Origin of the sequence: Rummeliibacillus pycnus, assembly GCF_002884495.1 — a bacterium.
Taxonomy (GTDB): domain Bacteria; phylum Bacillota; class Bacilli; order Bacillales_A; family Planococcaceae; genus Rummeliibacillus; species Rummeliibacillus pycnus.
This window is the reverse complement of sequence record NZ_KZ614145.1, coordinates 799,949-819,040: the sequence shown is the minus strand read 5'-3', so window position 1 is coordinate 819,040 and position 19,092 is coordinate 799,949. Positions and strand designations below refer to the sequence as shown.

Below are 19,092 nucleotides of genomic sequence, written 5' to 3'. Positions count from 1 at the left end.
TAGTCACGCCAGTGTGAATAAGTATCTTCAAAAACATTAGTAGAATGCCAATAACTTCAAAACTAGCTAATCAGCATATTTACCATTTTTACACAGAATCATGAATTTGTCCAATATATTGCTTATTTAATGTTCATTATTGAAATCAATTACTGAAAATCCCTTTATCTACTTTCTATTAAATTTTAAATATAGACTATCGAGGTTTATAAAAAAATTCTGATGTTATTTCATTTTAAATCATTATATTTTGTCTAAAGTTTGCTTAACAAGTCCATAAATAGATTATTGAATGATTGGATCTGAGGTGATTTGAAATGCCATATGTCACTATATTTGGTGGACAGACTTTTGAAGTTGAAAAAGGGAAAAAATTAGTTTTAGCCCTGGAAGATAACGGAGTAAATATTCTTCATCGTTGTGGAGGAAAAGCACGCTGTACGACTTGTCGAGTTGAGATAATGGCTGGAGATTATTTAGAATTGACCAACAAAGAAAAGAATGCTTTGAGCAATAAAGGCACTGGTAATCATATAATTGAAGATTTTTTGCGTTTATCCTGTCAAATTATTGTGAATGATGATATTACAATACGACCAATTCTGACCGTGGAAAATTCTGGTCAACCAGTTGGACCAAGACCTGAAGAGTGAGCCATCTATCTTTCGTAAAATTAGAAAATGGTTTCACAAAAGTGGGAAGCATCATCCTTATTCGCTTTATCCCCATCTAGCTTTTGATGAGCATTTCGCTACCCCCTTTCCCCCTCATATATACAGATGGCGAAATCCGTACACTTATTAAGACATACGCATGCTGATATCCAAATAACTGCAAACACCTATCTTCAGAGAATATCAGAGAGAATCTATTGATTTGTTCGAATCATAACTAAAATGAATAAAAGGGGCAGACTTACATTGCGATCTTTTGCCCCCCTTTATACCAAGGATTTAAGAATTTTACACAATTATTTAAATTATTTACACAATTTATATGAAGTCATTTTGACAAAGAATATATTAAATTAATACTTGAAAATAGCTCAGATTGTAATCGGGTAAAGCTCGCCTCTTAAGGCAAATGATACTCTACCGGTTTCCTCTGATATCACTAGCACCAGTGCATCACTTCGCTCAGATAAACCGATGGCCGCTCGATGACGCGTACCTAACTTTTTATCACCTGCAGATTTATTGGAAAGTGGAAGTACATTTGCTGCAGATTTAATATGATTTTTATTGACTAAAACAGCCCCGTCATGTAATGGATTGCCAGGATAAAAAATGGATTCCAATAAGGAATGAGTTAGTTCGGCGTTTATAGTTATCCCTGATTGTATTAAAGATGACAGGGAATCTTCCCTTTGAATGACGATTAAACCACCATGTCTTTTATTTGATAATTTTTGTGCACAAATTGATATTTCTGGATATTTATCTGTATACGGGGCCAAATAACAATTCAAATAGAAAGTAGCAGCCTTAAGTTCGATTGCACTAAATTTGTCTTTTACATTTTCAAAATTGCCAAGAAGACAATAGTTGTCATTCCCCACTCCCATTTCATCTAAACTATTCTGTAATACGTCTATAACATGTCGAATATCCTCTTTTAATACGCGTTCCATCGGTGTAAAGTCACAATTACAATCATTCACGAACAGGCAACTCCCTCTTTATAATTTCAACCTCGTTTATATTTTGTTGTCATACAACGAGAATAATTTAAAGGCAAAATAATTACATTAATTAATTCGCAGACATTCGTAATCTCTATAGTAAAAGTTTGTCTAAAATAAAATTTATTATTCCTTTTTTGGAAGATTGATTTTATTGCTGTGTTCGTATATTTTATATGAATTTTGCATTATATTTAGTGTAATAATTTTTGTACAACACCTGAGAACCTACCTAAATTTAATTTGGAAATACATCATACAGAACAGCTAATTGAACGAACTTTAGAAATGCCAATATGGAAGGAAAAGAATTAAAAGAGATTGGACAGAGGCTGTTGTAGCTTTGGCTCATATAAAAAGCGAAGAAACACTAAAAAAGTGGATTAGGCAATAAAAACATTAGAAAGAATTTAAATACAAAAGAGGTCCCAGCTATAGAAAGCGGAGAAACGGATAAAGCTCTTTCGGATTTAGAAAAAGAGTTTCTGAAAATGGAAGAAATGAGATTACGAATAAATTAAAAAGCAAAGGGGTATAGTTTTGATGATATAACATTTTTCAATTTACAACGTCTTCGGTAAAGACTCCTTGTTTGTTATTTAGGAGGGAAAACCCCTCCATTTTAATCATTTTTAATCGGCATATTCCAATTCATATTCATATAACGAGCAATTAATAGCTTCACCATTTTCCAATTCAAGATCGTATAAAGGCGCTTCTAAATTTCCATCATAGCCCTTATGTTCCTGTTTATTAGTAGCAATATGAGTTACTACCAATACTTTGTTTCGGAATGAATCATATTTTTCATTATCATTATCCCTTGATACCATTACTCTTTCACCAATAGTAAACATAACAGTTCTCCTTTAAAATAATTTTTGTTGTTACAAATTTTTAGAAGGGAATAACCCTCCTTTTTATCTTTTACCAATCCATTTTCCGTATGCATCATAATTATCTGGATTAGCTGAAGGCGAATCAAAACTAATGTTGCAAAATACTTTAGTTATTTTGCTAAAGTTAAGTTAATGGTAATAGTACTTATGAAGATAAATGTTTGTAATCCAATATTTCAATTTTGAACTTGTGATTACATATCTTCTTATTAATCTTTTCACTATCACAGGATAGGAAAATTCTTACCTAAACTAAATCTTCTTTAACATCATCATTAAAGTTTTTCGGAGGGATCTCAATTCTTACCGTAACATCATAAGAATGATTGTCATTGTAAGTAATGCCAACAATCCTTTTCCATTGCCAGTAAAAAAGATTATCACCTCCATACTCTTTGATTACTCTTTTATCAATAATTGGGAATAGTTCAGATATTTCGTAAAAATAAAATGAAATCTTTTATCCCATTTTAAAGGTAATAATTCTCCCGTATCTTCAACATATTTTTCCGCTCCACAATGAACAAAATTGGATATCATCAAATGTTCGTATATTTTAAATAAACATTGCATTTTGGAATTAATTCAATTAGAAAAATGATAAGAGCATAATATATCTTGTAAATGAATAAATAGAAAAAAAGAACTTTTCTTCAATAATGATTTATCCCACAACAATCCAAAGAAAAGAAGTCTTCCCTTAAATCAAATTACTCCACTTTAAACAAATAGAAAAGAATCCAAATTGAATGATCATTTTTCAAAATTGATTCTTTTCCTTTAAGGTACACATATGTTTGTATGAGTTAAAGTACTCTTTGGAAACTATTTTTAAATTCTATTAAAACTCAAAAACTACTTTCCCCTGTTCCAACTTCAGTTTTGCAGAAAAACTTGAGCCTTTTTTTGATTTAAAGCCTTTTATCTCTTTTGTCACACCATTTTGACAAAGATCTTTTAGTTGATTTGGTGAAAGTTTTTTGCTGGCAATTGTTTTTGAAACAGTGAATTTGCACCCTGCTTTGTAATTAGAACAACCATAGAAAGATTTTCTTGCAACCATTTTTCCTTGATGACAAATTGGACATTCAACGATTGGTTCATTTGAGGGTGCAGATTCGATGGCTGCCTGTATATTTGTTCCTGCTACCTTTTCAGGAGTCACTTCTATTAAATGGTGCAAAAACTTTGAGACACTTCCCAAGAACGCTTCTTGAGATCCATTTCCATTGCCAATTTTGCGTAAGTATGTTTCCCATTTAGCTGTCATGACTGGGCTTGATAACAAAGATCCTTCGATGGTTTCACAAAGTACACGGCCTTTATCCGTAATACTCACAATGTTTTTTGCCACTTCAATATAACCATGTCTCTTAATCGTTTCAATAATGCCAGATCTTGTTGCCTCTGTCCCCAATCCTTCCACTTCTTTTAAAATGTCACTTTGACCTTCATCCTCTACGAACTTCCCGCATGTTTTCATCATTTGTACAAGTTGACCTTCCGTATAAGGCTTTGGTGGTTGCGTTGTTCCTTCATGAATATGAATAAGTGCTTCGACCGTATCTTGTATTTTGACTTGTGGTAATAATGGTTCTTCATCCTTTTTCTTTTTAGGGGACACTGGCCATAGTTCTTGATAACCTTTGTCTAACTCAACCTTACCTACTGTTTTAAAATCGATACCTTTAACATCTGTCAGAATAATTGTTTCTTCATATAAATAATCTCTATGAAACATCGCTAACGTATTGCGTACAATTTCTAGATAAATATTCCGCTCCATTGGAGGCAATCCAGCAATTTTTTGCTCAGACGGGATACTCTTTGTCGGAATTATGGCATAGTGCTCCTCTACTTTTGAATTATCAACATACCTTTTTTGAGGTCTATTATTGGCTATTTCAAAAGGTTGATTTAGTATTTTTTGATACGAAGAAACTTGATGAACCAAATAGCCGAATTCAGCTTCTGTAATGTATTGGCAGTCAGATCGAGGATAGGAAACTAGTTTCTTTTCATATAAAGATTGAACAATTTCTAGCACTTTTGCTGGACTGTACTTCCAAATTTTATTGGCTTTCGCTTGTAAAGTTGACAATGAATGAAGCTTAGAAGGTTTTACAGATTTTTTTACTTTTTTTACGTCTTTTATGGTGCCAGGTAGAGATTCTTTTTCAACGATACCAGCTTGCATTAATATCGCTTCTGCTTCTTCTCGCTTGTCCTTTTTGACAGCAGCTTTCCCTTTATAGGGACCAAATTCAGAGATAAAATCCCCTGCTAACTCATAGAAATTAGTTGGCTTAAAGTTTTCAATCTCCATATGACGTTGATAAATCATATAAACAGTTGGAGACTGCACACGTCCAATTGACATCGTTTCATTTAATCCTTTTGCCTTTAAAAGCATTGTATAAAGTCTACTTGCATTCATCCCTACTAACCAGTCGCTGATTTGTCTTGTTTGCGCTTCTTTATATAAAAGCAAGTCCTTCTGGTTATCTCTTAAATTCGTAAAGCCTTTTCGAATTTCATCTATTTCTAAGGAATTGATCCATAATCGTTGGATTGGCTTATTTCGTACACCTGTTTGTCGTAAAATCGAATAGAAGATATTCGAACCTTCACGATCGACGTCGCACGCGTTAATTAATAAATCTGCTTCTTTAAAAAGCCGTTTTACTTCTTGGAATTGATCCCACTTCCCTTTTGCTACACGAAACTCATACTTGTCAGGAATCATTGGTAACTGGGCAAGTGACCATCTTTTCCATTCAGGCTTGTAATCTGCAGGTTGTTTTAATTCAACTAAGTGACCGATTCCCCATGTGATTGTAGCACCTTGAGGAAATGTAGCTGATGGCTGTAATTCTATGTAGTTTTTTGTTTTCTTTGCTACTTTAAATGCGTCCGCATATGCCTTTGCCTGTGAAGGTTTTTCGGCAAGTATACATATAAGAGTCAAATGAAAGTCACTCTCCTTGAATCCTTATTCAAATTGATTTAATTCTTTTTTTAGTTAAAAAAGTTATTTATTTTATACGTGAATCAATTTCACAAATACTTTTCTAGCCGACATGTCTATTATAATTTATTTTACGAGTTTTGGACCAACTAATAAAATGGTGGTCTTTTTACCTTTATTCGGAATTCACAGCTTTTTCTTGAATAAAGTTATGAAGAAATACTGTACTTAATTAACAAAGCATTGAAAAAATAAGAGCAGTGGCGAAAATGCTCCACTGCTCTTATCCATTATTTCATTTTTGTACTTTTAGAAGATATTCTAAAAAAATTTGTTTCACTAACAAATGTAGACCCCAATAGGAGCACACCACCTAGCATTTGAATCAGCGTCATTTGTTCTTGTACGATGAACCCAGAAATCAGGATAGCTACAAATGGATCGACATAACTTAACATAGCAATACTCTGTCCTCTTAGCTTTTCCATTCCCGAGAAAAATAGCCAAAATCCAATACCCGTGTTAACAATCCCTAATAGTATTATAAAGGGAATAGATGATCTCGATACATCCAAGATACCGTATCCCTCAGTAAAATAGACATATGGCAGGAGAAGTAAAGCTGTTGTTCCAAGTTGGATGATTGTAATCTCTAACCTATCCATGTTTTGAATAAATTTATTAATTAGCATTAATGCAGCGTAAAATACAGCTGCAACTAATCCAAAAAAGATGCCAAGTAGATCGTCTTTTCCAGATGTACTGATGCCATTTCCAACAATCAATAACATCCCTAATATCGCTACACCAATACAAACAATTTTTTTGATCGTTACTTGTTCCTTAAGAATAATTGGTGATAGAAGAATCACAAAGACAGGTGCAAAGTAATAAGCTAATGTTGCATTAGTAATTGTTGTATGATCATAGGATTGATACAGGAAAATCCAATTCCCTCCTAATGCAATACCAGAAAGAAGTAAGATGAAAGCATTTGCTTTCACTAATTTCCATGGAATAGATTTTCTCATAACCCAAAATACAAACGATAAAAATAGACAACCAATTGAACTACTTAATAATGCTGTTTCACTCGAAGATAAATCAATGTATCTTACAACTAAACCAATTGTTCCGAAAATAATCATTGATAATATAAACTGAATGTTAGATTTCATCGTCTACTCCTTCGAATCTGCGAAACAGCTTATATTTCGCAGATTCTTAATCTGTTGTAAATATAAGCGTGTTTATAGGAGTAAGCGGTGGTGGTGATGTTGAAACGGGCTTCCTAACGTATGGATTTCTATAAGATAATGGCATAATAAGCCTCCTCTTTTTTAGTTGATTTTAATAGAATATTTAGATAACTATTTACATTAATTATACAGGACAATAATTTTATAATATACAATAATTATTGGATTAAGATAACATAGATTTTGTTTTTAAGATTTAGCTTTGCAATATCATATCCCCTTTAACATCTGATTTTCTAAAATCCACTTAAATTTATAGATAGAAAAACCCTGAGTGCAGTTGTTTTGCACTCAGGTAATGAACGATCAATCTTGATAAACCCATAAATTTAGGAAGTGGATCATTCAATTGTGACCAATCTTAGGTCATTTCTATATCAGTCAATAAAGCATACCAATATCGGAATCATCATTGAAATCAGTAAACCAACTACTACACTACATAAGAAAGAGAGGATTCTTGTTGGAATGCTACCTCTCTTGCATTATTATGTGGTATTTAACTCAATTCCCAATTAAACGGGTTTTCTAATCTATCCCAATTGTTATTAAACTCTTCGTCTGTTAACAGGCATTTATCTAATTGTTTTGTAATTTCATCTTTTGGTAGATCCATACCGATAACGACTAATTGTGTATTACGATCTCCAAATTCTGGATCCCATTCATCCATTACTTCAGGATTTTGGAGAAGAATTTGTTTTTGCTGCTCCTTCGGCAATGCAGCAACCCAGTAAGATATCGGTGAAATATTAATAGCAGAGCCTGCTTGTGAGAAGAGAATAGCGACATCATTATGACAAGCACTCCAGATAATTCCCTTTGAACGAACAATTTCAAGGGGCATATTCTCCGCCCACTCTTTAAATCGTTTTGGATGGAAGGGTATTGTTCTTGAATAGGTAAAAGAACTTATACCATATTCTTCTGTTTCTGGCGTATGATTTTCATGACCTATTTCAAGTTCTCTTAACCACCCTGCAGAATTGGCTACACGATCGAAGTCAAATCGTTTTGTGTTTAAAATTTCCTGTGGATCAATTTCACCATGAGTTGTACGAATAAATTGTGCTTCTGGCTGCAAAGTACGTAGAACCCTTTCAAGACGTTCTAACTGCTCCTCTGTTACTAAATCGCATTTATTCAAAACTAGAACATCACAAAATTCAATTTGATCAATTAGTAAATCTGCAACATCTCGTTCATCTATTTCACCAGCAGCTTCTTTTCGATCCAATAAACTTTCTCCGGATTGAAAATCAGTCCAAAATCGATTTGCATCAACAACTGTTACCATCGTATCTAACGAGCAACATGCAGTTAAATCAATTCCCAATTCTTCATCGATATAAGAAAATGTCTGAGCAACAGGAATTGGTTCGCTAATACCTGTAGACTCTATGACTATGTAGTCAATATTTCCTCGCTCAGCGAGTTTTTGAACTTCAATCAGCAAATCCTCACGCAATGTACAACAAATGCACCCATTTGAGAGCTCAACAAATTTTTCCTCTGTTCTTGAAATACCGCTTCCTTTTTCTACAAGAGAAGCATCGATATTAATTTCACTCATATCGTTTACGATGACCGCAACACGTAAATTCTCTTCATTTTGTAATACATGATTTAAAATGGTCGTCTTCCCTGCGCCTAAATAACCGCTTAAAACGGTAACTGGAATTTTATTTTTCAAACAATCCATCTCCTTAATAGTAATAATTACGATTTAAAAAATGTAAAAAAATATAAAGTTTTATTCTTGCATTAAAAGCAAACTAAAAAACGACGTATAAATCCCCTCTCTAAATTGTAATGGTTACGATTTAGAATTTTATACCTCTTATCTAACATTGTCAATAATATTCTTATAAAATCTCCTCACAAATCATCTATACTATCCTTTAGTTTGAAAAATTGAATGATTTAGTAAAAAATTTTGATGTTGTCAATGTTTTGCGAAGTAAAACCAGTATGCTTCATGATAAATTTTGCATTATAGATTTTGAATTTGTAATGCACGGTTCTTATTACTGAAGGAAAATGATGAAACTTTAGCCATTGCACTTGACCGAGACTTCGTGAAAAAATTTGCTGAAGAAATTGAAACTCTACTTCTTTTTTAATTTTTGGAATTTTAAAGAGTTATCTATACAATATAAGTAATCCTTTTAACTCGATTTAGTAGTGTGTGAAAAAGTAAAAGGTCACATGTAATCTTTTTCATATAAAATAAAGATATTAACAATGCACAAGGAGATTAGACCCACGATCAAAGAAATAATCGCAAAGGATTTTAACACTACCGCAGCGAAACTTGTGAGAACTATCAGAGTTGCAAATAAACTCAATCTAATTGAAGGTGCATTATACTAGAATAAAGGGGAAAGATAAGAATGGCAGAAGTATTGGATTGGAAAAATAATGCTCGCGAGCATAAATTTATAGCCTCTTTTAGCGGAGGAAAGGATAGTGTCTTAGCTCTGTATAAAGCAGCGAATGCGGGAGAAGCGATTGGACTGATCGTAATGCTGGAGGATGAAGGGAAACGTTCCAGATCCCATGGAATGTCTCTGGAATTCATACGTGCTCAAGCTAATTCTATAGGTTTGCCCGTATATACAGCAGCTGCAAGTTGGGCAGATTATGAAAAAGTATTTATGCGCCTTTTAGACAAAGCTAAAAGTCAAGGTGCAGAAGTATTAGTAACTGGAGATTTAGATATGCCTGCTCATGGCTGCTGGCATGAAAAGGTCACGAAGAATGCTGGATTAAAGCTTGGAATGCCTTTATGGGAAATGAACCACTCTGAAGCTGTCAAAGAATTCATAAATCTAGGTTTTGTAACGATCATTGTAACTGTTAATTTATCACTTGGCATGCGAGAAGATGATTTAGGGCGAACGTTAACCCATGAATTCGTGAAGGAACTTGAAGCTCGTGGTATTGACCCTTGTGGAGAAGGTGGAGAGTTCCATACCACAGTAATAGATGGACCCATCTTTAAACGTCCTATTCCAATTCGTAAATGTGAAATTATTAAAGACGGAGAGTATGCTTTTTTGCCTTTGGAACTAGATTAGATGGCTGGTATGGATACCTATTAACTGACGACTTCCATCACGAACACTTCAAAATCAAATTGGAAACTAAGAAAATAAAGAACCAGTTATCTAATGTTTGATATCTGGTTCTTTAAAAAAAATATATAATATTAGCCTTCCTATGAAGGCTATTACTGGAATTTTGGCAAACATTTTCACTATAAAACAAAATCGCTGTCAATTACATACTCTTCGGTGTTTCTATTCCTAACAGTCTTAGAGATTCTTTCAAGACAATCGCTACACTTTCACATAATGCCAAACGACCATTTAAGAAGTCATCTGATTCCAGGATTTTTGTATTCCCATAGTATTTGTTAAAGGTACGAGCTAATTTTAAGGCAAATTTCGCCACAAGTGAAGGATCTGCATGTTCATATGCTTTCTCTACAATCGTAGGAAACTCTACTAATTGCGTATAAATTGGCCATTCATAATCATTCACTTCTAATATATAGGATCTATTTTCTTTAAATGGTTGTTTTTCTAAAATAGATTGAATACGAGCAAATGTATATTGGACATATGGACCTGTTTCCCCTTCAAAATTGAGCATTTCTTGTAGAGAAAATTCGATATCATTTAATCGGAAGTTTTTTAGGTCATGGAAAATAACTGCTCCTACACCAACAGCTTTAGCCACTTCTTCTTTGTTCTCTAAGTTTGGATTCTTTTCTTCGATATTTTGTTTGACCATTTCGATTACTTCTTCTAGTACATTGGCTAATAACACAACTTTCCCTTTACGTGTTGACATCTTTTTCCCGTCTTTTAACATCATGCCAAACGGAACATGATGTAGGCTTTTCGCCCATTCATAGCCCATTTTTTCAACTACTTGAATCCACTGATTAAAATGCAGAGATTGCTCATTTCCTACAACGTAATAAATGGCTTTGGGTTGATAGTTTTTCATACGATAAAACGCAGCTGCTAAATCACGAGTGGCATAGAGTGTTGCCCCATCTTTCTTTTTAATTAAACAAGGAGGCATGTTTTCGAGCTCTACTACATCCGCACCATCTGATTCTACTAATAATCCTTTTTTCTCTAATTCCTCAACAACAGATGGCATTTTATCATTATAGAAAGCTTCACCAGCAAATGAGTCAAACTGAATATTCATTAGATCATAGAGTGTCATGAATTCTTTGATCGATTCTTCTCTAAACCATTGCCATAACTGTAAGGATTCTGAATCTCCATTCTCCAACATTTTAAAAGCTGCACGTGCTTCATCATTTAATGCATCATCTGCAACTTCATGGAATTTCACATAGAGTTTCAGAAGCTCCTCAATTGGTGAAGCTTCCACTAATTCTTTTGAACCCCATTTTTTATAGGCAACAATTAGCTTTCCAAATTGCGTTCCCCAATCGCCTAAATGATTGATACGAATGGCTTTATCTCCATTTTTTTCTGCAATATTTGCCAGAGCTTGACCAATAACAGTGGAGCGCAAATGACCCATTGAAAATGGTTTTGCGATATTTGGTGAGGAATAATCGATCACAATTTGTTTACCAGTTTCCTCTTTAGCCCCATACTGATCACGTTCTTTTAACACTTTTGTGATTACTGCATTTGCGAACGTCACTTTATCATAGAAAAAGTTGATATAACCCCCTAGTACCTCAATTTTTTCAAAGCCTTCTTTTGCAATCTGCTGCGAAATTTCTTCCGCAATCAAATGAGGTGATTTACGATATTTCTTTGCAAGTAAGAAACAAGGAAAAGCAATATCTCCAAGTTGCTCAAATTTCGGTTTTTCTAACATGTCTTCAATTTCTTGAACTGATAATGTCCCATCTAATACTGTTGCTAATTGTTCAATTACAGTGTTTTTCATAAGATCCCCTCCGTTTTTTTACAAATAAAAAAACTCTCGCCTCTTATACAGAGACGAGAGTTAAATCCCGTGGTACCACTCTAGTTGTTGACATGCATCAACCACTTGACATTGTTAACGAGGGAACTCCCCGGAAATCCTCTACTTATTTTCAAGTTTCTTCTCCAAAGTGCGGTTCACTTTCATAACTATGCTAGGCTCCCATCAACCCTGGCTTGCTTGGATAGCACATGAAAGCTACTCTCTTTTTCAACGAATTGCCATATCGAATTTTTAATAATCTAACATAAATTGTCTATTCTTGCAACTGTTACTATTCTCCACTCATCTGAAAACAAGTCAATAATCGCTTTGCCCTTATTTCAAAATTACAATATGTTTCATTTAAATCACCGTTTTTTGGGGTTCTTTATAAATAAATTTATGAATGCTCTTATGATCAGTTGCCCAATAAGAGTATTTCCAGCAACCCAAACTACAACAATATCTCTTCCAAAAGGCGCAACCTATAATCATCTTTGATCCATTAAACTACACAAGAAGCTATAAACTTAGCCCCCTATTTAATAAATTTTATGAATCGCTTCTTCCCAATCTGTAAAACATCATCATTCATTAGAATTTTGTCTATATCATCTTCTTTCATTTTTTCACCATTTACCGAAACGCCATTTTGTTGAATTAATCGCATAAATTCACTTTTACTTTTAATAAAATCTTTAGCAATTAAGGATGGAATAAGATCTAGTACAGATTCTTTTCCTATTTCAATCAAAATGGAGGGAATGTTATCAGGTATTTGTTTCTTTTGAAATGCTATTTCAAAATATTGCTTCGCCCTCCTCATAGCTTCTTTACCATGGTATAAAGTAGTAATAATTTCTGCTAATTCTAGTTTTATATCTCGTGGATTTTCACCTTTTGATAATCGATCTTTTACTTCCTTAATCGTATTAGGATGCTCATCTGTTGCAAGGTCAAAGTATTTAACAATCAATGTATCAGGTACTTCCATTACTTTTTTGAACATTACTTCAGGTGCTTCATTTACCCCAATATAATTTCCTAAGCTTTTACTCATTTTTTCGACACCGTCTAACCCTTCTAATAATGGCATGAAAATGGCGATTTGTTTTTCAAGCCCTAAATGTTTTTGTAATGTGCGTCCCAATAATATATTGAAGGTTTGGTCTGTACCTCCTAATTCAATATCAGCTAAAATTTCGACTGAATCATATGCTTGCATTAATGGGTAGAAGAATTCATGAATGCCAATTGGTACTTGATTGTTATATCGTTTTTGGAAATCATCACGTTCTAAAATCCGTGCAACAGAAGTTGTTGCAGCTAATTTGATCACTTCTTCAAATGTTAGTCTAGATAACCATTCACTATTAAAACGTACAGTTGTTTCTTCTTCATCTAAAATTTTAAAAATTTGCTTACAATAGGTTTTAGCATTTTCCTTTACAATTTCATCACTTAATGCAACGCGACCTTTTGCTTTTCCTGTCGGATCTCCTATACGGCCTGTAAAATCACCAATAATAATCACAACTCGATGACCTAAGTCTTGCATTTGTTTAATTTTTCTTAGAACAACAGCATGACCTAAGTGAATGTCTGGTGCAGAAGGATCTAAACCAAGCTTAATCGTTAAAGGCTTTTGTTTCTTAAAAGAATGATCCAATTTTGCTAATAACTCTTCTTCGTTAACGATCTTGTCTACACCCTTTTGAATAATTTCTAATTGTTCCTCTGGTTTTAAAAACATACAATACAACTCCTTAAATTTGAATTAATATTGCAAGTTCTATAAGAGCAAAATAAAAACGTCCTTTAGGAATTTTCCTAAAGGACGTTTATGAACGTGTTACCACCTTATTTTAAGAGTTATTCACATAACTCTTCTCAATAGGTACGGCTAAATAGCGATACCTTTGCATTGATTACGGATGCACCCCCGTCGTAGCCTACTAAAGTTCGGTACGCAGCTCCAAGATGTATTCATTTTAACTTTCCTTTGTGCCTCTCATCAACCGGCTACTTTCTGTAAGTTCCATTAAAATTACTCGTTCTCTTCAACGCTTTTACTCTTATACTCCAAATTGTTCTAATCAATTCTTTGTTATGCAAATCTTGTTATTTATTATAGTATAGTTATTTGAATTGTCAATCAATTTTAAGTTTCTTGTCCCTGTAACCTTTGATTAATACATCATTAATAGTTGAAAAATGGTAATACCTATCCCACCAATAATCGGAAGAATTTTCAATGCTTTAAAGCCAACTAATGTTGAATTCATATCTTCTAACGGATCTTGAGTAGGTGATGCTAAATAGCCCATAAAACGTTGCCACCTACTCCGTTTAAATTGTTCTAATTCTTTTGGTATCTTCACCTCAAATTCATCGAGCCAAATTTTTAACCGTTCTTCTCTATTGAATTCCTCTTTCATCGTAGAAATCCTCCCTTAATTCTTCTTTTAATGTTTTCATTGCGTGATGTAACCTTGACTTCACAGTACCAATTGGAACAGACAGAATCTGGGCAATTTCTTCTTGAGTTAGGTCATGATAATAGGTCAGTAAAATGACCGCTTTCTGCTTTTCTGGTAAACTAGTAATCGGTTGTTGAATAACTAACTTTTCATCTGATGAATACGATATGACGGATGATGGTACTAAAAATGGTAATAAAGTGCGCCACTTTTTTCTTCTATTTAGTTTATTGATCAACAATCGATATGCGATTTGAAATACATATGATTTCACAGTTCCTTTTTGTCTCTTATAATCAGATTTTACTTTATGTAATCTCTCAAACGTATCATGAACAATATCTATACTAAGTTGTTCCTCACATGTATAGCGAAAAAGAAAGCAATAAAGAGGTTCATATAATTGCTGATAGATCAAGTCAAACGCCCCTAAATTGCCTTGTTGAAACGACTCCATCAACTCTTCATTGTTTTTCATTTAGCTCATCCTCCCAATGAGCCTTAATGGATTTTAAAGTGATTGAAACACGTGATATTAAATAGAGAATGGTTACAAGTACCCATACTTGCGATTGATTCGTAAAAAATTGAACATAAGGATTTTCAACTGATTGATTGAATGATAGCAACATATTTAAAATTTGCACACAAATCATTGTATAAATGGCCAAAATAAGGGTTAATGTATCAAAAACATTCCATCGTAAAAAAATCGTTGTTTTTTTATAATCAATTTTCCCATTCTTACGCACAATATATTTTCGTTCCATAGAAAACATAATGGCTACAATAAGTGAAACCATTAAACCAACAACTATTAACGATACAATCCAACCTATTCCCATCATCATCACCTATCCTTCATCTATTTTCATTAACTATACAATTAAGGAAAGAAAAAAGTTCAATTAAATCCAGAAAAAGTCTAATTTCTCGCTTACATTACCAAGAAAATGGTGAAAAGACTCTAATGTTATGTGATTTTAAAAGCTCAAACAAAGCTTAACCCCGTCCTAAATTTAGGACGAGGTTAAAAATATAGTTGTTTAGTTTTTCATGTCAGCTACTTCATTATACAAAAGTAACAATCAAATCGTTTGATCTAAGTTTTTTTCAACAATAGCACCCCTTTGTTGAAACCCATTAAGCAGTTCACCTGCTATAGTTGAAAATCTTTATACCCAATCAGATTAACTTAGACGGAAATCTATCTATGAAACTGTTGAAGAATTGGACAATTTATTCCACTCGCTTAAATAAGGGACAAAATCTAATTCTCTTGGTTCATCATTCAGCATGGAAATGAATTCTAATTTATTCCCATCGGGATCTAAAAAATAAATACTGGCAGCTGGCATCCATGCTTGAACAATCGGTTCTTCGTTGCTTTTTCCCTGACTTCCAATAACCTCAATTCCTCGATTCTGCAACCATTGAATGGAATGTATCAAGAATTCAAACTCTACTTCAAAAGCAAAGTGCCTTTTTTCGATTTCACTTGAAACTGGCACCAGCCATAAACCTAGCATTTGGTAGCCTGGTTCTCCAATCCAAAAAAATGCGTTTTTTTCTGTTGCATATCCTAATTCAAGCCCTAACTTATCTTGATAAAAGTTGATGGCCGTTTTTAAATCCTTTACTTGCAAGTGAGTTTCGTAGAGTTTTTTAATCATTTTAGATATTCCTCCTTCTAAGATAACTTAACTTAACAATAATACTCACATTAATATCTAAATATTTCGAAATATCATTTCATTTAATGACTCGATTGCGGAAAAGAGTAACTGAAGGAATTAGCATTGTGTTTTGCCTTCTCTGGAAAATATTTTATGAACTTTAAGTATTAAACAGCTTTCCCTCTAAAGCATCTATATACCTTATAGCGGAGTTATGAACACATTGTTTTGCATCTTTTTTAACAACGCCGTGAAAAGCATCATATAACTGTTCAAAATGAAAATCCTCTACTTGATTTAAGATTCGTTTCACTGTTTTAACAGGAAGGGGTATAAAATTTGGGTAACTATACATAAATGTTACCCAATTACGGTCAGCAACCACCCGAATAATATCACCTACAAGTAATATGCCTTTTTGATGATAACCATTTTCCCATTTTAATACTGTGGCTCCTTTAAAATGACCACCAGTACGATGAAGCGTTAATCCATTCTGTAAGGTGAGTGATTCACCAGACCAAAAAATAATCTTGTTACTTGGTCTTGTAATCCATTCTCTATCATCCTCATGTATATAAATAGATGCATTAAAAGCTTCTGCCCACTCTACTTGACTTGAATAGTAATGAGGATGAGATAATGCGATAGCATCAATTCCACCTAATTCCTCTATTTTTTCGATAGTTGTCTGATCAATATATGTAATACAATCCCATAACAAATTAAAATCTTTTTCTTGAATTAAATAAGCTGTCTGTCCAATTCCAAATGTCGGACTAGTTTTAATACTAAATAGACCATTTTCTTCAAGATTAATGTTATTTTTATAAATTTTTGAGGAAATCAATTTATCCAAAGTTGTCCAATTCTGCCCGTTTACATTAACAAATTGCCTTTCTTCTGAGCAAATAGTACAATGCTTTGGCTCTTCAGTAGAATGTTCATACTGAACCCCGCAAGTCTCACAAATATAACGATTCAAAATAACTCCTCCTTTACAGTAGTGATTTATTCTTGACTACTAGTCATTATATATTTTACCAAAATAATCCCAGGGAATATTTACAACTTTAGGATGAACTTTCTCCATTAAGAACAATCCGTATAACATTTAAATCAAAATATCATTGCTTCTATGTTTAACTAATACTTTTGCATCAAACACATTAAACTAAATGACACTTTAGCTAAAAAAGGCACGATTCTTTTTCAAGAATTGCGCCTGATTATGGAATATGCTTTGCTTATATAAAACAACACGCCCTGTTCCACTCGCATTCAAAATCCGAAAGCGAATGCTGGCGCTTGTCTCTGTTCTCGTTGACCGCTTTTAATGCCACTTTGTATAATTCGTCGCCCAATCGCCATTTTTCGATTGACCTGTCTTCTTCACCTCCAAAGAGGGCAAACGCGGTAGCTCCCATTAAGTAAACATTAGTTACTTCATCTATCGTTGCACCAAGTGTAAATTCCTCCGGCGACATAAAACGTGAAGAACCCCACATTCTGCCCATCAAATTTATATAAGGCATTTTAGAATAGAAATCAATATCACAAATAAGAGTCTTTTTTGTGTCAAAGTCATACATAATACTACCATCATAAAAATCAATGGCAACTTACCCTTGCTTTACAACATGAATATGAAATGTAGTATATCGTTAAATACTTCAAGCTTTGTGCTGTCAGGCATCTGCATAAACTTTTTTCTGGACATTGGATACATTTTTCCCATACACTCTCCATCTGTCCATTCAAAAATAGCAGCATACCCTTTGCCTACTTCCTCTGCTTTGATAAATTTTATCAAATTGGGGTGAGCTAAATCCTCATAAATCGCGACGGTGGATTTCAGCCTTGCTATTGCATCTTCAGGTTTCCCGGAATATTGTTCTGTTGGTACTCCAGCAAATTTTATAAAGTATCTCTTATCACCATTTTTTACACCGAAGCTAATATTCCTCGAATCTTGATCATCATAAATTTTGAAAACTTCACCATATTTCTCAATAAAAGAAAAATCGAAAGAAGATTTTAATTTATATGGAATATTATTTATGTACTAAATATAAAAATTTGCAAAATACCAAGTAGGTACTGGATTATTCATACCGTCAAACCACCTTAGAACATCTTTTGCCTGATTTTTCATAACGGTTACTTCATGTTCACCGAAAGGGATAGCCCAAGGTATGGATGACAGCGTATTGCTACTTATATAAAAAGCCAAAAGTGAGAAAAATTTCATAGGCGGTCTTCCGTTAAAATAACCGTTTAGCTGCCCTGTGGCAAAGTGTGGACTGACAGTAGCACTCCACACAATACGGTTAAACTCTTCCCACGGATCCCCATAATCACTCCGGTTAAAATCGATTATTCTTAGTTCTCCTTCTGGTGAAATAATCATATTTCCAATATGATAATCACCGTGCTGAAAGCATTGCTGCCTACCTTCAAGGAGGTATCTGCTTTCCTCAATATAGCCGATGATTTTATAGTCATCTTCTATTTTTATTCCACAGTCATGATATTTTTTGATTTTGCTGTCTGTTTTGCGGTTAAAACGTGTTCCCCATTCTTCTTGCGCATTTGGTGCAGGTATATTGTGAATTTTCCTCAGTATTCGCCCCGATTTCAAACCTAGTACATACTGTTCAGTTTCTGTCAATTTAGGTAATACAATCTCCGCATCTTCTCCGTCACACCATTTGAAAAGTGAATACACACTTTTGCCGTTGTCGCAAATACTAAAATCAACTGGCTGCGACATAGGTACACCACATTCAGCTAACCGTTTCATTATTTCATATTCACTTTTCTTTTTATCATACTCTGAAATATCAGCTATGCGAAGCAACAGTTTCTCGTTCGTCAAGGTTTCAACATAATATTTTTTGTCGCTCGACCAACCTTTTTTTATCGGTTCGATTTTTTCAAATGTACCGTAGTTTTTTATATCGAACATGATTTTCCCTCCTTATCTTTATTTCCGATAAATAATTTCTCAATATCGCGCTCACTAGAATTTATAACGGAATCATACAGTTCCAAACTTTCCAAACTGCTGTATGATTATCAAAACCTTTTTCATCTTTTGTCAATAGCTTTTTTAATATGTCTCTCCATACTTACAGTACGCAGTGATAAAGGAGCAA

The 19,092-nt window shown here is 33.7% G+C and carries 15 protein-coding genes, 1 pseudogene and 2 other annotated features; of the genes and pseudogenes, 2 read left to right on the top strand and 14 right to left on the bottom strand.

The features are described 5' to 3' along the window. The first annotated feature begins 317 nt into the window (after positions 1-317). Positions 318-653: a 2Fe-2S iron-sulfur cluster-binding protein gene (locus tag CEF14_RS04175; RefSeq protein ID WP_102691686.1), complete on the top strand. Its 336-nt coding sequence runs from the start codon at positions 318-320 to the stop codon at positions 651-653. A gap of 392 nt (positions 654-1,045) precedes the next feature. Here CEF14_RS04175 and cdaS read toward each other — a convergent pair whose 3' ends face one another. From cdaS to CEF14_RS04145, 5 genes are all read right to left on the bottom strand, one after another. Continuing rightward, positions 1,046-1,660 carry a sporulation-specific diadenylate cyclase CdaS gene (gene cdaS, locus CEF14_RS04170; RefSeq protein WP_102691685.1) on the bottom strand — a complete coding sequence of 205 codons (615 nt, stop codon included), beginning with the start codon at positions 1,658-1,660 and terminating at the stop codon, positions 1,046-1,048. 653 nt (positions 1,661-2,313) lie between these two features. Then, positions 2,314-2,538: a hypothetical protein gene (locus CEF14_RS04165; protein ID WP_102691684.1), complete on the bottom strand. Its 225-nt coding sequence runs from the start codon at positions 2,536-2,538 to the stop codon at positions 2,314-2,316. 883 nt (positions 2,539-3,421) lie between these two features. After that, on the bottom strand, positions 3,422-5,548 hold the full coding sequence (topB, locus tag CEF14_RS04155; protein ID WP_102691683.1) for a type IA DNA topoisomerase: 2,127 nt from the start codon (positions 5,546-5,548) through the stop codon (positions 3,422-3,424). A gap of 290 nt (positions 5,549-5,838) precedes the next feature. Then, positions 5,839-6,726 (bottom strand): DMT family transporter, encoded by an 888-nt coding sequence (locus CEF14_RS04150; RefSeq protein WP_102691682.1) that lies wholly within the window; start codon positions 6,724-6,726, stop codon positions 5,839-5,841. A gap of 580 nt (positions 6,727-7,306) precedes the next feature. Then, positions 7,307-8,500 carry a GTP-binding protein gene (locus tag CEF14_RS04145; protein WP_102691681.1) on the bottom strand — a complete coding sequence of 398 codons (1,194 nt, stop codon included), beginning with the start codon at positions 8,498-8,500 and terminating at the stop codon, positions 7,307-7,309. A gap of 700 nt (positions 8,501-9,200) precedes the next feature. On the opposite strand from CEF14_RS04145, the gene CEF14_RS04140 reads away from it, so the two are divergent. After that, the gene (locus CEF14_RS04140; protein WP_102691680.1) at positions 9,201-9,887 is read left to right on the top strand and encodes a Dph6-related ATP pyrophosphatase; all 687 of its coding nucleotides are present in this window, start codon (positions 9,201-9,203) and stop codon (positions 9,885-9,887) included. Between the two features lie 202 nt (positions 9,888-10,089). Here the strand turns inward: CEF14_RS04140 and argS are convergent, their stop codons facing one another. The 9 genes and pseudogenes from argS to CEF14_RS04095 all read right to left on the bottom strand — a co-directional run bounded on the left by argS (position 10,090) and on the right by CEF14_RS04095 (position 18,902). Next, on the bottom strand, positions 10,090-11,757 hold the full coding sequence (gene argS / locus CEF14_RS04135; RefSeq protein ID WP_102691679.1) for an arginine--tRNA ligase: 1,668 nt from the start codon (positions 11,755-11,757) through the stop codon (positions 10,090-10,092). 46 nt (positions 11,758-11,803) lie between these two features. Then, positions 11,804-12,019 (bottom strand) — a binding site (T-box leader). A 297-nt stretch (positions 12,020-12,316) separates the two neighbouring features. After that, positions 12,317-13,531, bottom strand: a complete 1,215-nt coding sequence (gene tyrS / locus CEF14_RS04130) for a tyrosine--tRNA ligase (RefSeq protein WP_102691678.1) — start codon at positions 13,529-13,531, stop codon at positions 12,317-12,319. 77 nt (positions 13,532-13,608) lie between these two features. After that, positions 13,609-13,851 (bottom strand) — a binding site (T-box leader). A 116-nt stretch (positions 13,852-13,967) separates the two neighbouring features. Beyond that, positions 13,968-14,216, bottom strand: a complete 249-nt coding sequence (locus tag CEF14_RS04125; RefSeq protein WP_102691677.1) for a hypothetical protein — start codon at positions 14,214-14,216, stop codon at positions 13,968-13,970. Beyond that, on the bottom strand, positions 14,197-14,736 hold the full coding sequence (locus tag CEF14_RS04120) for an RNA polymerase sigma factor (RefSeq protein ID WP_245890045.1): 540 nt from the start codon (positions 14,734-14,736) through the stop codon (positions 14,197-14,199). The genes CEF14_RS04125 and CEF14_RS04120 overlap by 20 nt, the downstream gene beginning before the upstream one ends. Next, entirely contained in the window at positions 14,723-15,109 is a 387-nt protein-coding gene (locus CEF14_RS04115; RefSeq protein WP_245890043.1) for a group-specific protein, read from the bottom strand. The genes CEF14_RS04120 and CEF14_RS04115 overlap by 14 nt, the downstream gene beginning before the upstream one ends. Before the next feature lie 360 nt (positions 15,110-15,469). Beyond that, positions 15,470-15,931: a VOC family protein gene (locus tag CEF14_RS04110; RefSeq protein ID WP_102691675.1), complete on the bottom strand. Its 462-nt coding sequence runs from the start codon at positions 15,929-15,931 to the stop codon at positions 15,470-15,472. Positions 15,932-16,094: 163 nt separating this feature from the next. Continuing rightward, positions 16,095-16,919 carry an MBL fold metallo-hydrolase gene (locus tag CEF14_RS04105; protein ID WP_102691674.1) on the bottom strand — a complete coding sequence of 275 codons (825 nt, stop codon included), beginning with the start codon at positions 16,917-16,919 and terminating at the stop codon, positions 16,095-16,097. A 262-nt stretch (positions 16,920-17,181) separates the two neighbouring features. Next, positions 17,182-17,996, bottom strand: a pseudogene (locus CEF14_RS04100) (serine/threonine protein kinase). 3 nt (positions 17,997-17,999) lie between these two features. Further along, complete coding sequence (locus CEF14_RS04095; RefSeq protein ID WP_102691673.1) at positions 18,000-18,902, bottom strand: aminoglycoside phosphotransferase family protein; 903 nt, start codon at positions 18,900-18,902, stop codon at positions 18,000-18,002. Positions 18,903-19,092 lie beyond the last annotated feature (190 nt).